Source organism: Novosphingobium sp. ST904, assembly GCF_001298105.1.
Taxonomy (GTDB): domain Bacteria; phylum Pseudomonadota; class Alphaproteobacteria; order Sphingomonadales; family Sphingomonadaceae; genus Novosphingobium.
The window spans coordinates 79,846-100,905 of record NZ_LGJH01000158.1 but is presented as its reverse complement, the minus strand read 5'-3'; the positions used below and the strand labels follow the sequence as shown (position 1 = coordinate 100,905).

Here is a 21,060-nt window from a genome sequence, read left to right as displayed (position 1 = left end):
TAAAAAAGGGGGGCGGGCAAATGATGCCCGCCCCCCTTTTCATTTCGGCGATCCTGAACGCGCTACCTCAGAACATGTCCGCTTCGAGCGCCATCATCGAAGCCTTGCCCGACTTGATGGCGAGGAACGCTGCAGTGGCCTGTGGCAGCAGACGGTCGAAGAAGAACCGGGCAGTCGCGATCTTGGCGGTGTAGAACGCCGCCTCGCCCGTGCCTTCGTCCAGCCGCGCCTTGGCGATCAGCGCCGCCTTGGCGAAGCAGTAACCCATGGCGACAAGACCGAGCAGGCGCAGATAGTCGGTCGCGGCAGCACCGGCTTCCTCAGGGTCCTTCATGCCCTTCTGGGCAATCGTGCCGGTCGAGAGCTGCAGCGCGCCGAAGGCCTTTTCCAGCCCCTCGATCATCTTGCCGAAGGTTTCGTCCGCCTTGTTCGCCTCGATGAAGTCCGAAACGGGGTGGAAGAACGAACGCAGGTAGCGACCGGCGTGCGCGGGCATCTTGCGGCCGACGAGGTCGAGCGCCTGAATGCCGTTGGTGCCTTCGTAGATCATGGCGATGCGGGCATCGCGCACGAACTGCTCCACGCCGCTTTCGGCGATGTAGCCGTGGCCGCCGTAGACCTGCACGGCAAGGTTCGCGCTTTCATAACCGCAGTCGGTGAACAGGGCCTTCACCACCGGGGTCATCAGCGCGATGAAGTCTTCCGCGCGGGCCTTCACGGCCGGATCGGTCGCGTGCTTTTCGGCGTCGAGCGCGCGGCTGACCCAGGCGCCGAGCGCGCGGCAGCCTTCGTTGTAAGCGCGCGCGGTCATCAGCATGCGGCGCACGTCGGGGTGGACGATGATCGGATCGGCCGGGCCCTTGGGGTTCTTCACGCCTGACAGCGAGCGGCCCTGCACGCGGTCCTTGGCGTACCACACGGCGGACTGATAGGCCGCTTCACCCACGCCAAGACCCTGAATGCCCACCGAGACGCGCTCGGTGTTCATCATCTTGAACATGGCTTCCATGCCCTTGTTCGCGGTGCCGACCAGCCAGCCAATCGAATCGTCGAAATTGAGCTGGCACGTGGCCGAGGCCTTGAGGCCCATCTTGTGCTCGATCGCCGCGACCGAAAACGCCGTTGGACGGGCCGGGCGTGCCGTCTTCCTTGGGAAGATACTTGGGCACGAGGAACAGCGAGATGCCCTTCACGCCTTCCGGTGCATCGGGAAGCCGCGCGAGGACGAGGTGGATGATGTTCTCGGTCAGGTCGTGCTCGCCCGCCGAGATGAAGATCTTCGCGCCGGAGATCTTGTAGCTGTCGTCACCCTGAGGAACGGCCTTGGTGCGCAGCATGCCGAGGTCGGTGCCGCAGTGCGGTTCTGTAAGGCACATCGTGCCCGACCATGTGCCCTCGACCATCTTGGGCAGGTAGGCCTGCTTCAACGCGTCGCTGGCGTAACCCTCGATCGCGGTGGTCGCGCCGTGAGTGAGGCCGGGATAGAGGCTGAACGACAGGTTGGAGGAGCAGATCATCTCCTCGGTCAGCTTGTTCAGCGCTTCAGGCAGGCCCTGCCCGCCCCACTCGGGATCGGACGCCAGCGCGCACCAGCCGCCTTCGCGGAACATGTCGTAGGCTTCCTTGAAGCCTGCGGGAGTGCGGACCACGCCGTTCTCCAGCGTGCAGCCCTCGATGTCGCCGCTGCGGTTCAACGGCAGCAGGACTTCCTGCGCCACCTTGGCGGCCTCTTCCAGCACGGCGTCCACCAGATCAGGCGTGAATTCGGCCAGGGCTTCGAGATTGCCGAAGCCGTCATCGTTGTGGAGTTCGTGGAGCACGAACTTCATGTCGCGCAGGGGCGCTTCGTAGACTTGCATGTCACTCTCCTCGCGCGCGCCGCCGGATCACCGACGGGCGCGCATTCATACCTTATCAGTTACGCAGCATCAGTTCCGCAGGGGCTTGCCGGTTTCGAGCATGTGCTCGACGCGGGCGACCGAACGGCCATCGCGCAGGCGGCCCATGAAGGCATCGCGTTCCAGCTTGAGCAGTTCGCCCTCGCTCACCGTGTCGACGAGGTCGAACTCGTCACCGCCGGTCAGCACGTCGGCCAGCACGCCGGAGACGACCACGTCGTAGTCGGTCGCCATGCCGCGCTTGTGGAAGCCCTCGACAGCCAGACCAAGCGCCGTGCGGCCACCGGCGCCGGGCAGCTTGAACTCGGGCGCTTCGGGCGGGGTGTAGCCTTCCACCAGCGACAGCGCCTTCTGCTTGGCGTCGTAAAGCAGGCGATCGCGGTTCATCGAGATGCCGTCATCCTTGCGCAGGATCATCATCTCGCGCGCCTGCTGGGCAGACTTGGAGACTTGCGCGGTCGAGACCATCTCGAACACCTTGGCCACCGCCGGCATCGGGCCCTTGGGCATGCCGGGCGCCTTGCGCCAGCGGTCGATCATCTCGCCATTGCCGCCCCAGCCCGGAACGAGGCCGACGCCGCATTCCACAAGGCCGCAGTAGAGTTCGGCATAGGCCTGGATCGCGTCGCAATGCAGCAGGATCTCGCAGCCACCGCCTAGTGCCATGCCGGCAGGCGCGCCGACGACGGGGAACGGAGCGTACTTCAGGCCCTTGTAGGCAAGCTGGCCGCCGGCAACGAGCTTCTCGATCTCGCCCCACGCCGCGATGTTCACCGCGAAGAGCGCGAGGCCGAGGTTGGCGCCTGCCGAGAAGGTATCGGCATCGTTGTAGACGACGAGCGCCTTATACTGCGCCGCCACCAGCGGAATGGCCTGCCCGATCAGCTTCATGACTTCGCCGTCGAGCGCGTTCATCTTGCCGGTGAATTCAAGACAGACGACACCGTCGCCAATGTCCCAGAGCGCCGCCGAGGCGTTCCTGAGGATCGGCCTCGACGAAAGCTTCACGTCGGCAAGGCGCATCACGCCTTCGGGGCGGACGATGTCGCGGTATTCGCCATCGAGGCCGAGGAACTGGCGCTTGCCGTTCTCGATCCGGTAGAACGCGCGGTCTCCCGCCACGGTCAGAATCTCCGGCACGGCCTTGCCTTCGGCGGCGAGGCGTTCGGCAAGGTACTTGGCACCCAGCTTGTCGATCATCTCGAACGGGCCGGCCTTCCAGTTGTAGCCCAGCTTCATCGCGTCATCGACGGCAACCACGTCATCGGCAGCCGAGGGCACGAGGCTGGCGGCATAGGCCAGCGTGGCGCCGAGCACGGCCCAGGCGTAAGCGCCGATGTCGCCCTTGCTTTCGACCAGCGCCTTGAGGTCGCCCTTGGCGGCAGCACCGCGCGGGCCCTGCGCGGTGATGGTCGGGCGATATTCGCCGGTCTGGAGGTCGATGGTCTCCTTGCGGCGACCGGCCTCCTTGTTGAGGCGATAGAAGCCACCCTTGCCCTTGCGGCCGGTATAGCCTTCGCCGATCATCTTGTTGATCAGCGGGATGTCGCGGGCAATGCCGTGATAGAGGTCGCCTGCGGGCAGCGTCGAGGTGAGGCTGGCCTGCAGGTGCGGCATCAGGTCGATGCCGACCAGATCGACAAGGCCGAAGATGCCGGTCTTGGGCACACCCATCGGCTTTCCGGCAATGGCGTCGGCCAGTTCGACAGTGATCCCCATGTCGAACGCGGCGTTAAGGCCAAGCTGGATCCAGTAGGTGCCGATACGGTTGGCGATGAAGCCCGGGGTATCCTTGGCCGTGACCACCGTCTTGCCCAGCGAAATGTCGGCGAACTGCTCGACCCTGGCGGCAACGGCAGCGTCGGTGGCGGGGCCGGTGACGATCTCCAGCAGGCGCATGTAGCGCGGCGGGTTGAAGAAGTGCGTGATCAGGAAGTCGCGCTTGAACGCATCCGAACGCCCTTCGACCAGATTGGCAAGCGGGATCGTCGAGGTGTTCGACGAAACGGCGGTGCCGTCGCGCTTTACCGCTTCGAGCTTGGCGTAGAGGCCCTGCTTGATGTCGAGACGCTCGATCACCGCCTCGATTACCCAGTCACACTCGGCAACCTTGTCCAGATGATCTTCGATATTGCCGGTCTCGACCAGCTTGGCGGCGGACTTGCTCATGAACGGCGCAGGCTCGGTCTTGAGCATCTTCGCCACCGCACCTTCGGCCACCACGTTCCTGTTGGTAGCGTCCTTGGGAACGATGTCGAGCAGCAGCACCGGCACGCCGGCATTGGCGACCTGAGCGGCGATCCCGGCACCCATGGTACCGGCGCCGATCACGCAGACTTTTTTGATGGTGTCGCTCATTCCACCGACTCCAGGATCGTGGCGATGCCCTGACCGCCGCCGATGCACTGGCTGGCGAGTGCATACTTGCCGCCTTCGCGCTTCAGCAGCGAGGCCGCCTTGCCGACGATGCGCGCGCCGGTGGCGCCCAGCGGGTGGCCGATGGCGATCGCGCCGCCGTCGATGTTCACCTTGGCAGTGTCGAGGCCGAGGTCCTTGATGCACGCCAGCGCCTGCGAAGCGAAGGCTTCGTTCAGTTCCACCACGTCGAGATCGCCGGCAGCGATGCCCGCGCGCTCAAGCGCCTTCTGGCTGGAAAGGATCGGGCCAAGGCCCATGGTTTCCGGCGCACAGCCCGACACCGCGACCGACTTGATGCGGGCGAGGATCGGCAAGCCGTGGGCGCGGGCATATTCCTCGGTGGTGACGAGCACGGCGCTGGCGCCGTCCGTCAGCGGCGAGGACGTACCCGCGGTCACCGAACCAGCCGCGTCGAACGCGGGCTTCAGGCCGGCAAGGCCCTCTGCGGTGGTTTCGCCGCGAATGGTGCCGTCTTCGCTTACCACGCCGCCCTTGGTCTGGATCGGCACGATCTCGTCGGTCAGCTTGCCGGCGTCACGTGCAGCCGAAGCCTTCTGCTGGCTGGAGACCGCAAGCGCTTCCTGATCTGCGCGCGAAATCTGGTACTTGGTGGCGACGTTCTCGGCCGTCTCACCCATCGACATGTAGGCCGCGCTCTTCGCCGCCAGCGCCGGGTTGGGCAGCGGGTTGAAGCCCATCATCGGCACCCGGCTCATCGATTCGACGCCCGCGCAGACGAACACTTCGCCCGCGCCGATGGCGATCTGGCCCATGGCGTAGTGGATCGAGCTCATCGAGGAGCCGCAGAACCGGTTCACGGTCATACCGCCGACCGAGATCGGCAGGTCCGCCAGCAGGCCGATGAGGCGTGCGACGTTGAAGCCCTGCTCGCCTTCGGGGAATGCACAGCCGACAATTACGTCTTCGATATCAGCAGCTTCCACGCCGGTCTTCGCGATCAGGCCGCGAATCACCTGGGCGGCAAGGTCGTCGGGGCGGACGCGGGCCAGCGCGCCCTTGTTGGCCAAGTGGAAGGGCGAGCGGGCGTAACCCGCGATCACGACACTTTGCATGCACTCTCTCCGTGGGCGGACGCGCCTTGGGCTTTTCCCGAAGCTGCGTCGTCGTCTTCCCTAAGGGTGCAATTCTTTCCCTATACGTCAAGCAAATTTTGGGTTACGACAAATCAGCATCCCACCGTAAGGGCCCCGTCCCGCCGGTGAGAAGATGTCCGATTGGAGAGACGATGGAGAGGTCGCTCATGAGAAATTGGAAACCCGTGGGGCTGGCATTGGTTGCCGGCGCGGTGCTGCTCGCTCCCGGCATAAATCCGGCGTTCGCGGCCGGAAACGACTCCGTCGTCGGCAAGTGGCGCACGCCTTCGAAGCACGGCGTTGTCGAACTGGGCCGCTGCGGCGAATCGGTCTGCGGACGAATCGTCGATTCGGATGGGCTGAAGGCCAACCCCGACCTTCGAGACATCAACAACAAGGACACCACCAAGCGCACCCGCAAGGTGAAGGGCCTGCAGATCGTCGGCGGGTTCAAGGCCAAGGGGAACGAATGGGTCGAAGGACAGATCTACAACCCTGAGGACGGCGGCACCTACAAGGCGACGATAACGCCTGTCGGCGCCGACACCCTCAAGCTCAAGGGCTGCATCGTCTGGCCCCTGTGCAAGACCCAGACCTGGACGCGCATCCCCTGAGGCGCGCCGGGAAAACGACAGAGGTTCAGGGAATGAAGATGAATTGGGAGATTAGGGACATGAAACGCACTTCGGGCCGCATCCTTCTTGCAGGTACCGCATCGGCCATCGTGCTCGGCTTCGCCGGCTCGGCCCATGCACAGGCCTTCTACCTTCAGGAACAGTCGGTACGCGCACAGGGACGCGCCTTCTCGGGCGAGGCCGCCGATACCGGCGTCGACTCGCTCTGGTGGAACCCGGCGGCCATCGGCGGCCTCGATGGCGGCCAGGCCTCGGTCCACGCCAGCGTCATCCTGCCGCGCGGCAAAGTGGTGGACGACGGCACCGTGATCGTCCGCCCCGGCCAGGCTCCCGCCCCGGTCGGTGGTAACGGCGTGGCCAAGAACCCCATCAACAACGGCGTGCTGCCTTCGGGCTCGATCGCTTACGGCACCGGCAAGTTCGCCTTCGGCCTGACGGTGACTTCGCCCTATTCGTTCACCACCAACTATGACGCCGACAGCTGGGCGCGCTACTCGGCCGACAAGACCAAGCTGCGCACCATCGACATCCAGCCGAGCGTGGCCTTCCAGCCCTTCGAAGGCTTCTACGTCGGCGCCGCCGCCAATGTCGAATATGTCGACGCGACCCTCGGCAACTACCTGCCCAACCTCTCGCCCCTGCTCGCGGACGGCCATCAGCAGCTCAAGGGCAATGGCTGGGATGTGGGCTGGTCGGTCGGCGCGCAGTACCACAACGGCCCGGCCTCGATCGGCGTCGCCTACAAGTCGGCGATCAAGCACAAGCTCAAGGGCACGCTGACCATCGACGGACTGCTCGGCCCGCTCGCCCCGCAGAACACCTCGCTCGACGCCAACGCCGAATTCTCCACGCCGTGGCAGGCGATCATGTCCGGCCGCATCAAGGCGACGAAGCAGCTCACGCTCAATGCGCAGGTCGTGGCCTATGGCTGGAGCAAGTTCGATTCGATCGACCTCGGCGCGCCGATCAACCAGTCGATCCCAGAGAACTACAAGGACGGCTTCTCCTACGCCTTCGGCGTGGACTACGACGTGAACCCGAAGTGGACGGTTCGCAGCGGCGTCCAGTACGGCGAGACCCCGACCTCGAACGGCAACCGCGATGCCCGCGTGCCTGACAGCAACCGCTGGAACTTCTCGGCCGGCACCACCTACAACATGAGCGAGAAGATCGCGATCGACGCGGCCGCATCGTACATCACCTTCAAGGATGCACCGATCGACCGCATCACCGCGGCCTATCCCGGCACCGCCGCGCAAACGCCCGTCATCACCAACGGCAGCCTCCAGAACGCTTCCGCTCTGGTGTTCTCGCTCGGCGCGCGGGTGTCCTTCTGATGGGCGCCGCGGCGACGATCGGCGGCCACTCCGTCCCGGAAACCTCCTCCCAACACCCGGAAGAGATGCCGCCGATCGCGCCGCGGTTGCTCACCGACCTGCTCGACCATGCCGTGGAAGCCCACGGCGCCTGGCCGGCGATCGACTTCATGGGCCGCAAGTGGACCTACAGGGAGATCGGCGACCTGTCCCGCCGCGCGGCGCGGGGGTTCCAGGACCTCGGCGTCAAGCGGGGGACGCGGGTGGGGCTGTGCCTGCCCAACACGCCCTATTACGTGATCTGCTACTTCGCGATCCTACGCATCGGCGGGATCGTGGTGAACTTCAACCCGCTCTACACCGAGCGCGAGATGGCGCATCTGGTGGACGATTCGGGCGCGGAATTCATCGTCGCCTCCGACCTTGCGCTGTCGCTTCCCAAGATCGAGCCGCTCGTGGGGAAAGGCGCGCTGCGCCGGGTCGTGGTCTGCCCGATCGCCGATGCCCTGCCCCGGCTCAAGGGCCGCGCCTATCGCCTGCTCAAGCGCAAGGACATCGCGCATGAGCCGCATGACCTGCGCTTCCTGCGCTTCGCGGACCTCATCGCACGCGATGCCGATCCCGATCCGGTAGAGCGTTCGCCTTCCGACCTTGCCGTGCTCCAGTACACCGGCGGCACTACCGGCGTGCCCAAGGGCGCGATGCTGAGCCACGCCAATCTCGCCGCCAATTCGGCGCAGATGATCGCGCACGTCGGCCACATGCCCGAACAGCAGGAGCGCACGCTCGGCGTGCTGCCGCTGTTCCACGTCTTTGCGCTGACCACCGTGCTCAACTACTCGGTGGACACCGCGGCGGAGATGATCCTCCTGCCGCGCTTCGAGATGAAGTCGTTCCTCGCGACCGCCAAGCGCACGAAGCCCACGCAGTTCTTCGGCGTGCCCACGCTCTACACCGCGCTCAACAACCAGCAGCTCCACGGCGAATTCGACCAGGTGCGCGTCTGCATCTCCGGCGGCGCGCCGCTGCCGCTGGAAGTGCGCCAGAAGTTCGAGCAGCGCACCGGCGTGCGCGTGGTGGAGGGCTACGGCCTGTCCGAAGCCTCGCCGATCATCGCCTGCAATCCGCTGGAAGGCGATGTGAAGGACAACTCCTGCGGACCGGCCTTCCCCGGCACCGCGCTGGAGATCCGCGATCCCGACAATCCGCACCGGATCATGCCCCAGGGCGAGCGCGGCGAAGTCTGCGCGCGCGGGCCGCAGGTCATGTCCGGCTACTGGAACCGTCCCGAGGAATCGGAAAAGACCTTCATCTTCGGCGCCTTGCGCACCGGAGACGTTGGCTATCTCGACGAAGACGGCTATCTTTTCCTCGTGGACAGGATCAAGGACATGATCCTGTGTGGGGGATACAACGTTTATCCGCGAACGATCGAGGATGCGCTTTACGAGCATCCGATGGTTCACGAGGCGATCGTGATCGGCGTGCCTGACGCCTATCGCGGGCAAGCCCCCAAGGCATTCGTGGCGCTGCACCCGGGGGACGTCTTGGACCAGGATACATTGATGGCCTTCCTCAAGGAGCGGCTCAACAAGATCGAGATGCCCAGCAGCATCGAGTTTCGCGACAGCCTGCCCAAGACGCTCGTCGGCAAGCTTTCCAAGAAGGAACTGGTCGAGGAAGAAGCCGCGCGCCGGGCCGCAGGATCGGCCCAAGGGTCCGCTGCGTGACCGGAACCGGGGCAGCCTTGACACCTGAAGAGAACACGCCGGCCGCCGAGGCGGGCGGCGTGAACCCCGATATGCTCGGCATCCAGGAAGCGGCCACCGAGCTGGGCGCTACCATGCGCACCTTGCGCTTCTACGAGGACAAGGGCCTGATCGCGCCGCAGCGCGTCGGCACCACGCGGATCTACTCCCGCCGCGAGATGGGCCGGATGCAGCTGATCCTGCGCGGCAAGCGGCTCGGCTTCTCCATCCGGGAGATCAAGGAATTCCTCGACCTCTATGACGTCGACCCCGAACATCACGAGCAAGTGCGCGCGCTTCTGGTCAAGGTCACGGATCGGGTAAACGAGCTGCGCCAGCAGAAAACCGCGATCGAACAGACACTGGAAGAATTGCTCTCGATCGAGCGCCAGTCGCTCGCCTGGCTGAAAGGCACGCCGGTCGAACCGATCGAGGCCGCGCTCAGGGAAAACCATGCCGATGACTGATGACGCCCGCCTTGCCGTGGCGGAACTGCGCGGCCTGCTCTCCGTCGAGGAAATCGACACCGGCATCTTCCGGGGCGCCGCTTCCGCCGAGCAGCCCGGCCGGGTCTATGGCGGGCAGGTCGTGGCCCAGGCGCTGGACGCCGCCGCGCGCGGGATCGATCCCGAGCGGCAGGCCCATTCGCTCCACGCCTATTTTCTGCGTGCGGGCGATTCCGGCCGCCCGATCATCTACCGCGTCCTGCCCGATTTCGATGGCGGCAGCTTCTCCAACCGCCGCGTCGTCGCCATGCAGGGCGGCAAGCCGATCCTGAACCTTGCCGCCTCGTTCCACCGGCACGAGGAAGGGCTTTCCCACGCCGTGGCCATGCCGGACGTACCCGAGCCCGAGCAGTGCCCGGATTTCCGCGATGCGCTGGCCGCCGCCGGACAGAAATTGCCGCCGTTCCTGGTGCACCGCCTCGCCTCTTTCGACATCCGGCCCTGCCCGCCGGTTCGCGGCGGCGAGCTGCCGCAGCGCCACCAGTGGTTCCGCCTGGCGCACCCGCTGGATGCCGAGCCGGCGATGCAGCGCGTGATCCTTGCCTATGCGAGCGACTTCGCGCTGGTCTCCACCGCGCTTATGCCGCACGGGCTCGGCTTCTTCTCGCCCGGCGTCTCGGGCGCGAGCCTCGACCACGCGGTGTGGTTCCACCAGACCCCGCCGATGGACGACTGGCTGCTCTATACGATGGACAGCCCCTGGTCCGGCCACGCGCGTGGCTTCGCACGCGGGGCGATCTACTCGCGCGGCGGGATGCTGGTGGCAAGCGTGGCGCAGGAGGGATTGCTGCGGGTGAAGCAAGGGTAGGACGAACACGAAAGCGCGCCGCGATTCGGCGGCGCGCAATTCAGAGGCGGGACAGAGATTCCGCGAGTTCCAGGGGATCGCCCCCCGGAAACGCTGTTGTTCTCAAGCCCCGATCAGTTCCCGCCCGATCAGCATCCGCCGGATCTCGTTGGTGCCCGCACCGATATCCAGCAGCTTGGCATCGCGCAGATAGCGTTCGACCGGCCAGTCCTTGGTATAGCCTGCACCGCCCAGCGCCTGCACCGCCTCGCCCGAGACGCGGAAGGCGTTCTCGCTCGCCAGCAGGATCGCGCCGGCCGCGTCGAAGCGGGTGGTCTGCCCGGCATCGCAGGCCCGCGCCACCGCATAGACATAGGCCCGCGCCGATTGCAGCGCGACGTACATGTCCGCCACTTTGGCCTGCATGAGCTGGAACGTGCCGATGGCCGCGCCGAACTGGCGGCGTTCGCGCACATAGGGAATCACCGTGTCGAGGCAGGCCTGCATGATCCCGATCTGCAAGCCCGCAAGCACCACGCGCTCGTAATCGAGGCCGCTCATGAGAACCTTCACGCCGCCGTTCAGCGGGCCCATGACGTTCCCTGCGGGCACGAAGCAATCGTCGAACACCAGTTCGCAGGTCGGCGAACCGCGCATGCCCATCTTGTCGATCTTCTGGCCGATGGAGAATCCGGCCATGTCCTTCTCGATCAGGAAGGCGGTGATACCCTTCGATCCCGCTTCGGCATCGGTCCGGGCATAGACGACCAGCACATCGGCATATGTGCCGTTGGTGATCCAGAACTTGGTGCCGTTGAGGCGGTAGCCGCCTTCCACCGCGTCCGCCCGCAGCTTCATCCCTACGACATCGGACCCGGCGCCCGCTTCGGACATGGCCAAGCTTCCCACGTGCTCGCCCGAGATCAGACCCGGCAGGTACTTCGCCTTCTGCGCATCGTTGCCCCAGCGGCGGATCTGGTTGACGCAGAGGTTGGAGTGCGCCCCATAGGACAGCCCCACCGAAGCCGAAGCGCGGCTGACTTCCTCCACCGCGATCACATGTTCCAGATAGCCGAGGCCGGTTCCGCCCCATTCCTCCTCCACGGTGATGCCGTGCAGCCCAAGCTCGCCCATAGCAGGCCAGAGCTCACGCGGGAACCAGTCCTCGGCGTCGACCCTGACGGCAAGCGGGGCGATCTGTTCGTCGGCGAAGCGGGCAACGCTTTCGCGGATCATCACGGCGCTTTCGCTCAGGCCGAAATCGAAATCGGGGGTGGCTTTCATCTCTCTTCCCAAACTTTCAAGGCCCGCCGGAGATGCGGGCCATCGTTGCCGGCAAGCTATCGAAACCCCCTCACGCAAACAAATTGAAACTTGCATGGCATTTGAATAGATTTTTCCAATGATAAAGCGCGCGCATATCCGCCATTTCCTTGCCGTTGCCGATTCCGGCAGCTTCAAGCAGGCATCGGCGCGGCTGCATGTCACCCAGCCCACCGTCTCGACCAGCATCGCCGAACTGGAACGACTGGTCGGCACGCCGCTGTTCGTGCGCGACCGGCGCCATGTCCGGCTGACGGAATCCGGCGGGGCCTTCCTGCCGATCGCCCGCGACCTCGAAGCGGGTTTCCGCCGCGCCGACCAGTTCGCCCGGCCGGTCCAGGAACAATGGCCGGGACTGAAGCTGGGCGTCATTCCCACCGTATCCGGCGCGATCCTGGAACGGGTCGCCCGCGAACTGGCCCGCGAATTCGGGATCGAACTGGTCGAGGGGGACGACCGGGATCTGCGCGGGCAACTTGCCAGCGGCAAGATCCACCTCGCGCTCACGCTCATGGCAGAAGACGAGGGAGCGCCGGGCGAGGTGCTGGAGGAGCCTTACCTGCTGGTCATGCCCGCCGCGCACCGCTTTGCCGGGCGAGGGGAGGTCGCTCCGCAGGAACTTGCCGGCGATATCATGATCGCGCGCCGCTCCTGCGAGGTGCTGCAGCGGACCAGCCGCTTCTTCACCGATGCCGGCGTCCGCCCCCGCTTCGCCTTGCGCAGCGAGAACGAGGACCGCTGCATGAGGATGGTCGCAGCGGGGCTCGGGGTGACGGTGGCGCCGCGCTCGCTGGCGGGGCAAGGCACCGTCACGGCCGCCATCACAGGCTATGGGCTGCGCCGCCGGCTTGGTTTCCTGCGCGGCCCCGGCCTCCCGGCCGAGGCGGGAGAACGACTGACGGCAGCGCTGGAGATCGCCGCCGCCAGTCTTCCCTCCCTGGCTCGTGATCCCGCCGCTTATTCCGGCAGTTCGTCCTTGTAGCGATCCCAGTCCGCCAGCCACGCATCGACCACCTTCGAGCCGACGAGATAGAGGCTCTCGACCGAGGCCTGGAGCCCGGCGTAGCCTTCGTTTTCCCGCAGCAGATAGGAGGCCGCATCCACGCCGGGCGGCGGCATCGTGTAGTTCGAGCCCGCACGCAGCACGAGCACGCGGTCCTTGTCGGCCCGGCCAATCCGGTCGAGATACGTCATCGCCTGAAGCACGCCGGTGTCCTCCATCGCGGAAGTCACGAACTCGCCCTTGCCCTGTGTCCAGTAATGGACCCAGTCGTTGGCCCAATCGGTCAGCAGCTTGCCGTGCCAGAAGGTCATCGCGGAAAGCTGCTCCCCTTCCAGGACGAACGGCGGCTTCTGTGCATTGGGATATCCGGTGAAGCGCATGCGCTCGGCCCGGATTTCCGGGCTGTCGGGGATCTTCACATCCTTGGTCAGGTTGAAGGCCCAGCGCTCCAGCCGGGGGTTGATCTGGTAGACTTCGCCGCCCGTGGTATCGATCGGGGTGGTCTTGTCGTTCGGCCCCTTGAGGTGTCTGGGGAAGAAACCGCTCTTCCAGTCCTTCGGGATTTCGCGCGCATCGATCTCATGCGCAAGGTCGCCGTCCACCACCCAGCGCGCCCAGGCGGCCGAACCGATCGAGGCATCCTGGGGATCGATCCCGGCAATGCCCGCGACAAGCCAATAGGACTTCGACAGGTCGAAACGCGGATCGAGGCCGAGCGCCATGGTCGCCGCGGTCGATCGTGCGGTGCCGACGCCGGTGACGATCCCCAGCACTTGCGTCTCGGGGTTGTAGTAGAGATCGTGGAACGATTGCGGGAAGGGAATCCGCATCGTCAGCCCCCGCCGTTCCTTCCAGAGCTGGAACTCTCCGGCAGTGTCGCCCTCGTCCTTGCCGATCTCGAACAGGGAGACGACCACGACCTTGACCGGCAGCGGCGCGGCGCAGGGCTTGCCGGGCTCGCAGGCGGAAATATCGGGAACCGGCGCGGCGGCCTGGGCGGAGACGCCGAAGGCCAGCGAAGCGGAAGCACCGGCAAGCAGCACGGCGCGGGTCAGGAATGTCATCGCAGGATTCATCTTTTCGTCGATGGCGGCGGGGACGCCGGTAGGGAGGCGCCCCCGCCGCTTTGAGGTCAGAACTTGTAGACGATCGAGCCCTGCCAACTGCGCGGGGTTTCCGGCAGCACGATGGTCGAGCCGAACAGTTCGGTGAAGTTCGCGCGGAAGTAGCGTTCGTTGGTGGCGTTCTTCACCACCACGCGGAACAGCCACGGCCCGGTCTCGTAAGATGCCGAGACGTCCACCTTGGTATAGGCGGGCAGCTTCACGACCTGCGACTGGCCCGAATAGACCGAATCCACCTTCACGGCGCTGGCGCTGAGCGCGATGCCGTTGTCGAAGGCGTAAGTGGCCGTCAGCGAGTAGAGGTTGGTCGGAATGCCCGCGCGGCGCGAGGCGTTCTTGTCGGGGATCAGCACCAGGCCGATCGGCTGCCCGCCGAGATAGAGCGTGGGGTCGGTGACGTTGACCAGATCCTCGATGCCGAAGAAGCTGAACAGCGTGCCGTTCTCCAGCGCGGTCAGGTTGTAGACCTTGGTGCGGGTATAGCCGCCGGTGATGAGCAGGTGGTCGTTGACCGACCAGCGCGCCTCGGCTTCGAGGCCCTTGGTCTCCACCGACTGGTTCACCGTGATCGACTGGATGTTGTAGTCGGTGCGCTTCTGCTTGTAGACCGACAGCGCAGCGTAGAGACGGTCGTCGAGGAAGCTGCCCTTGATGCCGCCTTCATAGAGCTTCGACGCCGAGATGAAGGTCTTGCCCGCGATGTCCCCGGCGTAAAGCTCGGCACCCTGCCCCGCGATCACCGTGGACTGGCGGGCGATCGTGGCATAGGGGATCAGGCCGAAGGGCAGCTTGTAGTTGGCGCTGGCCGACCATGACCAGGCACCCTTGCTGCCGCTGGCGCTGTAGAGCCCGCCAAGGTCGGCGACGTCCGCCGGGAGCATCTTCGTGATGTCGTAAGTGGACTTGGCCTTCACGTAATCGTAGCGCGCGCCCACGGTAATCCCGAGGCCGAACGCGAAGTCGATGTCGGCAAGGCCGGCCATCGCATAGTCGGTATAATGGCCGCTGACGTAATTGTTGTAGCCGCAGTCCGCCGCCGTATAGCCGGGCTCGTCGCTGAGCGGGCATTCGGTGGCCAGCAGGCGGTCGGAGGCGGCGGTGTAGCCCTTGGTCAGGTCCACGCGGTGGAAGTATTCGTAGTCGAAATCGTCACCGTGCTTGAAATCGGTGTAGCGGATCGACGGCGAGAGCTGGAAGGCGAACTTGCCGAGGTCGTTCTCGAACTTCTTGGCGACGACGATCTTGTCCTCGAACACCCAGGAATCGTGGAACTGCGCGAAGCCGTAGCTGTTCTCGTTGATGTTCTCGTAGCTGTCGTAGAACGCCTGGTTCTTGACGCTCCAGTCATCGTCGCTTCCCAGATCAGGTCGGCATAGAGCGTGGTGGCGCGAGTATCGAGGCGGTCGTTCTTGCCTGCCAGCACATCGCGGCGGCTGAGCTTGGCGGTGCCGGTATCGGTAAGCGCCATGAGCGGGTTGAAGGAACTGTCGGTGAAGGAGGAGGCAGGGACGCCGAACGGCCCGAAGTTGTTGCCGTGCGCGATGAATTCGCCCGCCGATATCTGGCCGTCGCCGTTGTCGTCGATCGATTGCGCGGAACCGGTGATGTAGGTGCCGTTATCGACGAGATCCTGCGTCAGGCGGTTCCAGCCGCCGTTCTGCACGCCCTTGAAGTTCTGGTACATGCCGCCGAATTCAAGCCGCAGGTTGGGCGTGAAGTCGGTATCGAACGCGGCCTGGAGCACGGTGTTCTTGGTGGAGATGTTGCGGTAGTAGCTGCCCGAATCCTCCACCTCGGCAAACAGGCTGTAGCCGAATTCCTGCGAGCCGATCTTGCCGGGGCCGCGCATTTCGGCCTTGAGGTCGGCCTTGTCCCACGAACCGCCGGTAAAGCTCACTTCGCCTTCCGGGTGGCTGAGATAGGAACCGCCCTTCACGCGCGCGGTCTTGGGAACGAAGTTCATGTAGCCGCCGGTCTTCGACGGGCCATAGATCGGCGAGGCCGGGCCGCGCACGATGTCGATGCGGTCGGAAGCGCCGATCGGGGTCGGGTAGTTGCCCGGATTGTCGAGACGGCGCATGCCGCGGAAGTAGACTTCGCCCGGCGTGCCGCGAATGTCGAGCGCGCCGCCGACACCGAAGAACGAGTTGGTGAACGTGCCCGGCGCCTGCGCGACGAGATCGTAGATGTCGCTGATGCCGAAGCGTTCGATCTGCTCGCTGCTGATCGTCGATGCCGAGCGCGGCGTCTCGGTCAGCGTCTTGTCGAAGCCGAAGACCGATCCGACATCGGCAACCGGCAAGGCGCCCAGCGAACCGGTGACGACGATTTCCTTGCCCTCTTCAGGCGCGGGTTCTTCTGCTGCCGCTTCCGCCGCGAAGGCGGGAGCCTGGATCGCCGTGCAGCACAGCAGCGTGGCGGCGAAACTCAAGGCGGATCTGCGCAAGGCATGACGCCGCGGCGCGGTACGGGATTCCATGTGCGTATCAATCGATGCGGCCATCGTGCCAGCCCCCTGAAACCGTACGGATAATCGCGCCCCTCGCGGTTCCGCCGGCCTGTTGTTGAACCCCGTCTCCCGTGAGGTTGTGATTGTTGCGGCGCACCGTGACCGGGCGCGCCGGGTACTCGAAACTATCCCTTGCCGCCCGGTGCGGGCATGAGCCGGTCAAGGCCCTGCTCGAACGCGTCGAGCCGCTGTTCCAGCGTGACCTGAAGCCGAGCCTTCTCGCTGCGCGCCAACAGCGCGCGGCATGGCGCGGCATCGAACCCGGCGGTGCAGGCGGCGACCGGCTCACCGGGCACGCGCCCGCGCCAGAGGCTCTCACCGGGCACGAAGGCGAATTCGAGGCTGGCGCGCGTCACCTGCTTGAGGTCCGCATAATGCAGCCCCTGCTCGCGCGCGGCGCGCATGTATTCCTGGGTAAGATCGGTGCGCAGGATGCCCTGGTCATCGGTGGAAAGCGTCACCGGCACGCCGAAGCGGCGGTAGAGCTGGATCGGATGCTCGCCCCCGCGAACGCCCAGGATCACGTCGTTGCTGGAGAGGTTTATCTCCACTGCGACGTGATCGCGCGCCATGCGGCGCAGCGTGCCGGCGGCATCGTCCTCGTAAGCGATGGCCACCCCGTGGCCGATGCGCTCCGCCCCGGCATCGAGCGCCTTGCGCATGTGATTGCGGATACCGGCAGGCGGCACCAGCCCGAAGGCAAGCTCGCCCGCATGCATCGTGCGGTGGACGCGCGGATACTTGCCTTCGAGGAAGCGGAACATCGCCATGTGCAGGTCGTAGTCGCGCATCGAGACCGGCCAGTCTTCGGGCTGGACGATGTTGACGCCGACATAGCGCGGATCGGCATCGGCCAGCGCGAACGAGGCGATCAGCGAGCGGAACACCTGCGCGGGCGGCAGCGCGCGGAAGGCGCTGGCAAGATAGTGGACCGCAAGGCCGCAGGCTGCCTCGGCCGAGGACGTGCCGCAGCCCATGTCGGCCCGTACCTGCTTCTCGTCCCGGTCCAGTTCGGCGCGGGCCTTGGCGATCGCCGGGGCAAGACCGGCCAGTTCCTGCGCATAGCGCGCCTCAAGCCCCGTCTCGTCCAGCGGCACATCAGCGCGGCGAGGATATAGGCCATCATCGCATCCGGATTGTGCATCAGTTCGAGGTACGTCGCGCTGTCGCCCGCGGACGTGCGCAGCGCGACTTCCATCGCCGGAACCGTATGCCCCGGCGCAACTGGGCCGAAGCGCTCGAAACTGATGAAGAACTGGGTGTGCCCGGAAACCTCGTCCCGGCCGATCCCCTTCTGCCAGCCGCGCGTGCCGAGGTGATCGACCAGCCGCGCATAGTCGAAGGGCCGTTCGGCGGCGATGCGGGTGATCCTGTCGGCATCGGCGCAGGGCGGCGGCAGCAGCTTGAGATCGCTTCCGGCGCAGAAGCCCGCCTTGCCCGCCCAGTCCAGCCAGTCCTCCGCCGAAGGGGTGCCGCCAAGGTGGTTGTGCAGGTCGCCGCCCTTGGGCATCGCCTGAAGGAACAGGCGCAGCATCGCCGCGTTGCCGGACAGTTCGTCGAACAGCGCCGAGGCTTTCGCCTCGCCCGCCGCATCGGCATGAGCGACCGACACCGACGCCAGCATCGCCGCCAGCACGGCCGCCGCGGCAAGCCCCCGGGCAAGCGCGCGTCTCAGGCCCGGCTTCACGGCCGTGGCGCTCCGGGAACGGTATCGCGATACTTCGCCCAGCCCGCCAGCAGTTCATGCACCACCGGCGCGCCGACGCGATAATTGGCCTCATAGGCGACAAGCTGGCCGGGGCCTTCGTCACCCACGCTGTTCAGCGCATCGACGCCCGGCGGCGGCATGGAAGGGTTGCTGGCCGTGCGCAGCACCAGCACGCGCCGGGGATCGACGAGCCCCTGCGCCGCGCCGTTCAGCATGGCGCCCGCCATCGACTGGCTCTCCATGTTGGTCATGACGAAGCGGCCCTTGCCGCCGGTCCACAGCCTGACCCAGTCGCGCGCCCATTGCGTGCGGGCCGGGCCGTGCCAGTAGCGCACCGAGCCCAGCGTCTCCCCCATGAGCACGAATGGCGGCTTCTGGGCATTGGGATATCCGGTCCACGCAGCGCGCGCCCTGGCGAGATCGGCGTTGTCGGGGATCGGCACGGCTTTCGTCATGTCGAAGGCCCACTGCGCAAGCCCCTGGTCGAGCGTGACCGCCATCGACAGCGCGCCCGCATCGGTCATGCCGGCGAAACTGTCGGGATTGTCGGGAAGCTGGTTTGGAGCCTTGGCGCCGATGGCGAAGAGCCCGTAAGGCCAGTTCTTGGCCACCTCGCGGTCGTCGAACTCGCGCAGGGTATCGCCCGAGACCACCCAGCGCGACCAGGCCGCACTGCCGACCGAGGCCACTTGCGGATCGACCCCGGAGATGCCGGTGAACAGCCAGTAGGTCTTCGAAAAGTCGAAACGGGGGTCGAGCAGCAGCGCGGTAAGCTGTTCGCCCACGCCGCTTAGAAGCGAACCGGCATTGCCCCAGACGATGCCGTAGAGCCCATCCTTGTTACGCAGCAGTGGATGAAGCACGCCGCGCACGGCGATCTTCTCGTCCAGATGTTCGCGCTCGGCCCAGAGCTGGAATTCGCCGGGGGCATCGCCCTTGTCCTCGCCCGGTTCGAAATTGGCGACGACCACGACCTTCACCGGAATCGGCGCGATTTTCGGAAGCTGCGGCACCGGCGGCTCGGCAGCCGATGCAGCAGCGCATGGAACCGAACCGGCCATCGCCAGCGCAGCCAGAAGCCGCCCCCACCGGGGACGTTTTTCGCAAACCCTCATCATTGCCCTGAACCCCGCAAGCGGGGGCGCCTCCGCGTCGGGTGTCCCTTTTACAACCCTTCGCGGAAGATGCGCCCCCTACCGTCATGCGCTCGTGCACCGGCCGCCACCTCTGTTGGGAGAGGAGAAATCGCTGCCGGTGCCGTCGCACGTTTCGGTGTTGCCCATTGCGTAAGGGCTTGACACGGTGCGAGCAAACGCAATGAATTCGACACATCATTGCAAAAATTAGAGCGGGTCCAGAAACACCACCATGCCGGCATTTTCGCGCTTCCTGCGGTACTTCATGGCGGTGGGCCGCCTCGGCTCGATCCGCAAGGCCGCCGACGAACTGAACGTTTCCGCCTCGGCGATCGACAGGCAGATCCTCAACGTCGAGGCCGAACTGGGCCTGCCGCTGTTCGAACGCCTGCCCACCGGCCTCCGGCTGACGGCGGCGGGCGAGATGATGATGGCATCGGGATCGCAGTGGCAGCAGGGCATGGTCAGCCTGCGCACGCGGATCGAGGACTTGCGCGGGCTGAAGCGCGGCCACGTCGAGATCGCGGTGATCGACGCGCTGGCCAAGGGGCACGTTCCCGCCACCATCCACGCGATCCAGCAGCGCTATCCCGGCATCACCATCGGCGTGAAAGTGCTGGGCAACGACGCGGTGCGGCGCGCGGTGAGCGACGGCACCGTCGATTGCGGCATCCTGTTCGAACCGCATTCCTATCGCGACCTTTCCGTCCGCGCCTTCACCGAAGTCGTGCTGGGGTTCATCACCCCGCCCGAGCACCGGCTGGCCACCCTTCCCGAAGCGCGTTTCTCGGCCTGCGCGGGCGAACCGATGATCGTCCCGGCGGACCCGCTTGCGGTCTACCAGCAGATCGCGGTGCTCGAAGGCGCCACCGGCATCACCCTCGACCGCAAGGCCAGTTCGGACAATATCCAGATGATCACCTCGCTGGTGCTCCAGGGCACCGGCATCGGCGTGCTCACTTCGCTGGACGTGCGCACCGAGGTCCAGCGAGGACTGCTGAACTTCACGCGCATCTCCGATTCGCTGCTCAGACCCATGACTCTGGCCCTCTGCACCGCCACGGCACGCACCCCGTCCTATGCCGCGACGATGGTTCTGGGCGAATTCGAGAACGGCTTTGCACAGCTTGGACACGCCGCATCAAAGACTTAGGTGCGACATATTCGATTACGCGACGTGCGGAAAATTGCCGTGATTGCGAATTCCGCATGAAATCGATAACCGGGCTACTTTCCCGACATGATCGTTTCAGGATTCGCCCCGCATGAGTGAAGCCGCCGAGCCCCAGCTCCATTTCCTCGAATACTACGAAGATTTCCTCGCCAAGGTCCGCCAGCTTTCGCGGCAGATCCAGCAGAACGAGTGGCAACCCGAGTTCGTGATCGGCGTCGGGCGCGGCGGGCTGGTGCCGGCCGTCTATATCTCGCACCAGCTCGGCCTGCCGATGCTCTCGATCGACCATTCGGCCAAGATCCCCGGCTTTGCCGACGAACTGATCGCCAAGGTCGCGGCGATGAGCGCACAGGGCACCCGCCTGCTGTTCGTGGACGATATCAACGATACCGGCGGCACCATCGAATATATCCGCGGCCAGCTCACGCAGGGCGGCGGCGATCATGACAACTTGCGCTTCGCCGTCGTCATCAACAACAAGAGCTCGAAGGTCGAAGTCGACCTCTGGTCCGAAGTGATCGACCGCGCCGACGACAAGCGCTGGTTCGTGTTCCCCTGGGAATCTGTGGGCACCCGCGACAGCATCGTGGAAGAAGCGCTTTCGGTCCCCGAACGGCTGGCCTGAACGCTTCCTTCAAGCACCGGTGAGCCGGGCCGAGCGCCCAGCTTGCCGGTGGCCCA

The 21,060-nt window shown here is 65.6% G+C and carries 16 protein-coding genes and 2 pseudogenes; 8 read left to right on the top strand and 10 right to left on the bottom strand.

All coding sequences use genetic code 11. The annotated features are described in order from the left end of the window. Positions 1-67 precede the first annotated feature (67 nt). The 3 genes and pseudogenes from ADT71_RS21265 to ADT71_RS21255 all read right to left on the bottom strand — a co-directional run bounded on the left by ADT71_RS21265 (position 68) and on the right by ADT71_RS21255 (position 5,389). Positions 68-1,859: pseudogene (locus tag ADT71_RS21265) on the bottom strand (acyl-CoA dehydrogenase C-terminal domain-containing protein). A 69-nt stretch (positions 1,860-1,928) separates the two neighbouring features. After that, complete coding sequence (locus ADT71_RS21260) at positions 1,929-4,256, bottom strand: 3-hydroxyacyl-CoA dehydrogenase/enoyl-CoA hydratase family protein (protein WP_054440040.1); 2,328 nt, start codon at positions 4,254-4,256, stop codon at positions 1,929-1,931. Next, positions 4,253-5,389 carry a thiolase family protein gene (locus ADT71_RS21255; protein ID WP_054440038.1) on the bottom strand — a complete coding sequence of 379 codons (1,137 nt, stop codon included), beginning with the start codon at positions 5,387-5,389 and terminating at the stop codon, positions 4,253-4,255. Before ADT71_RS21255 ends, ADT71_RS21260 begins: the two co-directional genes overlap by 4 nt. Before the next feature lie 188 nt (positions 5,390-5,577). Here ADT71_RS21255 and ADT71_RS21250 point away from each other — a divergent pair, with 188 nt between their 5' ends. From ADT71_RS21250 to ADT71_RS21230, 5 genes are all read left to right on the top strand, one after another. Further along, positions 5,578-6,024 carry a DUF2147 domain-containing protein gene (locus ADT71_RS21250; protein ID WP_054440036.1) on the top strand — a complete coding sequence of 149 codons (447 nt, stop codon included), beginning with the start codon at positions 5,578-5,580 and terminating at the stop codon, positions 6,022-6,024. A 59-nt stretch (positions 6,025-6,083) separates the two neighbouring features. Further along, entirely contained in the window at positions 6,084-7,382 is a 1,299-nt protein-coding gene (locus ADT71_RS21245) for an OmpP1/FadL family transporter (RefSeq protein ID WP_054440034.1), read from the top strand. Beyond that, positions 7,382-9,091, top strand: coding sequence for a long-chain fatty acid--CoA ligase (locus ADT71_RS21240; protein WP_054440032.1), 1,710 nt, complete (start codon positions 7,382-7,384; stop codon positions 9,089-9,091). The genes ADT71_RS21245 and ADT71_RS21240 overlap by 1 nt, the downstream gene beginning before the upstream one ends. Before the next feature lie 71 nt (positions 9,092-9,162). Beyond that, on the top strand, positions 9,163-9,576 hold the full coding sequence (locus tag ADT71_RS21235) for a MerR family DNA-binding transcriptional regulator (RefSeq protein ID WP_054440146.1): 414 nt from the start codon (positions 9,163-9,165) through the stop codon (positions 9,574-9,576). Further along, a complete protein-coding gene (locus tag ADT71_RS21230; RefSeq protein WP_054440144.1) occupies positions 9,569-10,423 on the top strand; it encodes an acyl-CoA thioesterase II in 855 nt (284 codons plus the stop codon). Before ADT71_RS21235 ends, ADT71_RS21230 begins: the two co-directional genes overlap by 8 nt. Positions 10,424-10,525: 102 nt before the next feature. Here ADT71_RS21230 and ADT71_RS21225 read toward each other — a convergent pair whose 3' ends face one another. After that, positions 10,526-11,686: an isovaleryl-CoA dehydrogenase gene (locus ADT71_RS21225; RefSeq protein ID WP_054440029.1), complete on the bottom strand. Its 1,161-nt coding sequence runs from the start codon at positions 11,684-11,686 to the stop codon at positions 10,526-10,528. A gap of 118 nt (positions 11,687-11,804) precedes the next feature. Here ADT71_RS21225 and ADT71_RS21220 point away from each other — a divergent pair, with 118 nt between their 5' ends. Further along, the gene (locus ADT71_RS21220; RefSeq protein WP_054440027.1) at positions 11,805-12,707 is read left to right on the top strand and encodes a LysR family transcriptional regulator; all 903 of its coding nucleotides are present in this window, start codon (positions 11,805-11,807) and stop codon (positions 12,705-12,707) included. Here ADT71_RS21220 and ADT71_RS21215 read toward each other — a convergent pair. From ADT71_RS21215 to ADT71_RS21200, 6 genes and pseudogenes are all read right to left on the bottom strand, one after another. Continuing rightward, a complete protein-coding gene (locus ADT71_RS21215) occupies positions 12,683-13,792 on the bottom strand; it encodes a purine nucleoside permease (protein WP_054440141.1) in 1,110 nt (369 codons plus the stop codon). The two genes, ADT71_RS21220 and ADT71_RS21215, sit on opposite strands and share 25 nt — an antisense overlap. 68 nt (positions 13,793-13,860) lie before the next feature. Next, positions 13,861-15,213 (bottom strand): TonB-dependent receptor domain-containing protein, encoded by a 1,353-nt coding sequence (locus ADT71_RS34220; RefSeq protein WP_231636091.1) that lies wholly within the window; start codon positions 15,211-15,213, stop codon positions 13,861-13,863. 665 nt (positions 15,214-15,878) lie between these two features. After that, positions 15,879-16,331: pseudogene (locus ADT71_RS34215) on the bottom strand (TonB-dependent receptor plug domain-containing protein); the annotation flags it as partial. Positions 16,332-16,486: 155 nt separating this feature from the next. Beyond that, the gene (locus tag ADT71_RS34210) at positions 16,487-17,338 is read right to left on the bottom strand and encodes a hypothetical protein (RefSeq protein ID WP_231636090.1); all 852 of its coding nucleotides are present in this window, start codon (positions 17,336-17,338) and stop codon (positions 16,487-16,489) included. Beyond that, a complete protein-coding gene (locus ADT71_RS34205) occupies positions 17,233-18,048 on the bottom strand; it encodes a hypothetical protein (RefSeq protein ID WP_231636080.1) in 816 nt (271 codons plus the stop codon). The genes ADT71_RS34210 and ADT71_RS34205 overlap by 106 nt, the downstream gene beginning before the upstream one ends. Continuing rightward, positions 18,045-19,130: a purine nucleoside permease gene (locus ADT71_RS21200; protein WP_197283096.1), complete on the bottom strand. Its 1,086-nt coding sequence runs from the start codon at positions 19,128-19,130 to the stop codon at positions 18,045-18,047. Before ADT71_RS21200 ends, ADT71_RS34205 begins: the two co-directional genes overlap by 4 nt. A gap of 307 nt (positions 19,131-19,437) precedes the next feature. On the opposite strand from ADT71_RS21200, the gene ADT71_RS21195 reads away from it, so the two are divergent. Next, positions 19,438-20,358, top strand: a complete 921-nt coding sequence (locus ADT71_RS21195; RefSeq protein WP_054440025.1) for a LysR family transcriptional regulator — start codon at positions 19,438-19,440, stop codon at positions 20,356-20,358. Positions 20,359-20,470: 112 nt separating this feature from the next. After that, the gene (locus ADT71_RS21190) at positions 20,471-21,004 is read left to right on the top strand and encodes a phosphoribosyltransferase (protein WP_054440022.1); all 534 of its coding nucleotides are present in this window, start codon (positions 20,471-20,473) and stop codon (positions 21,002-21,004) included. Positions 21,005-21,060: the final 56 nt, after the last annotated feature.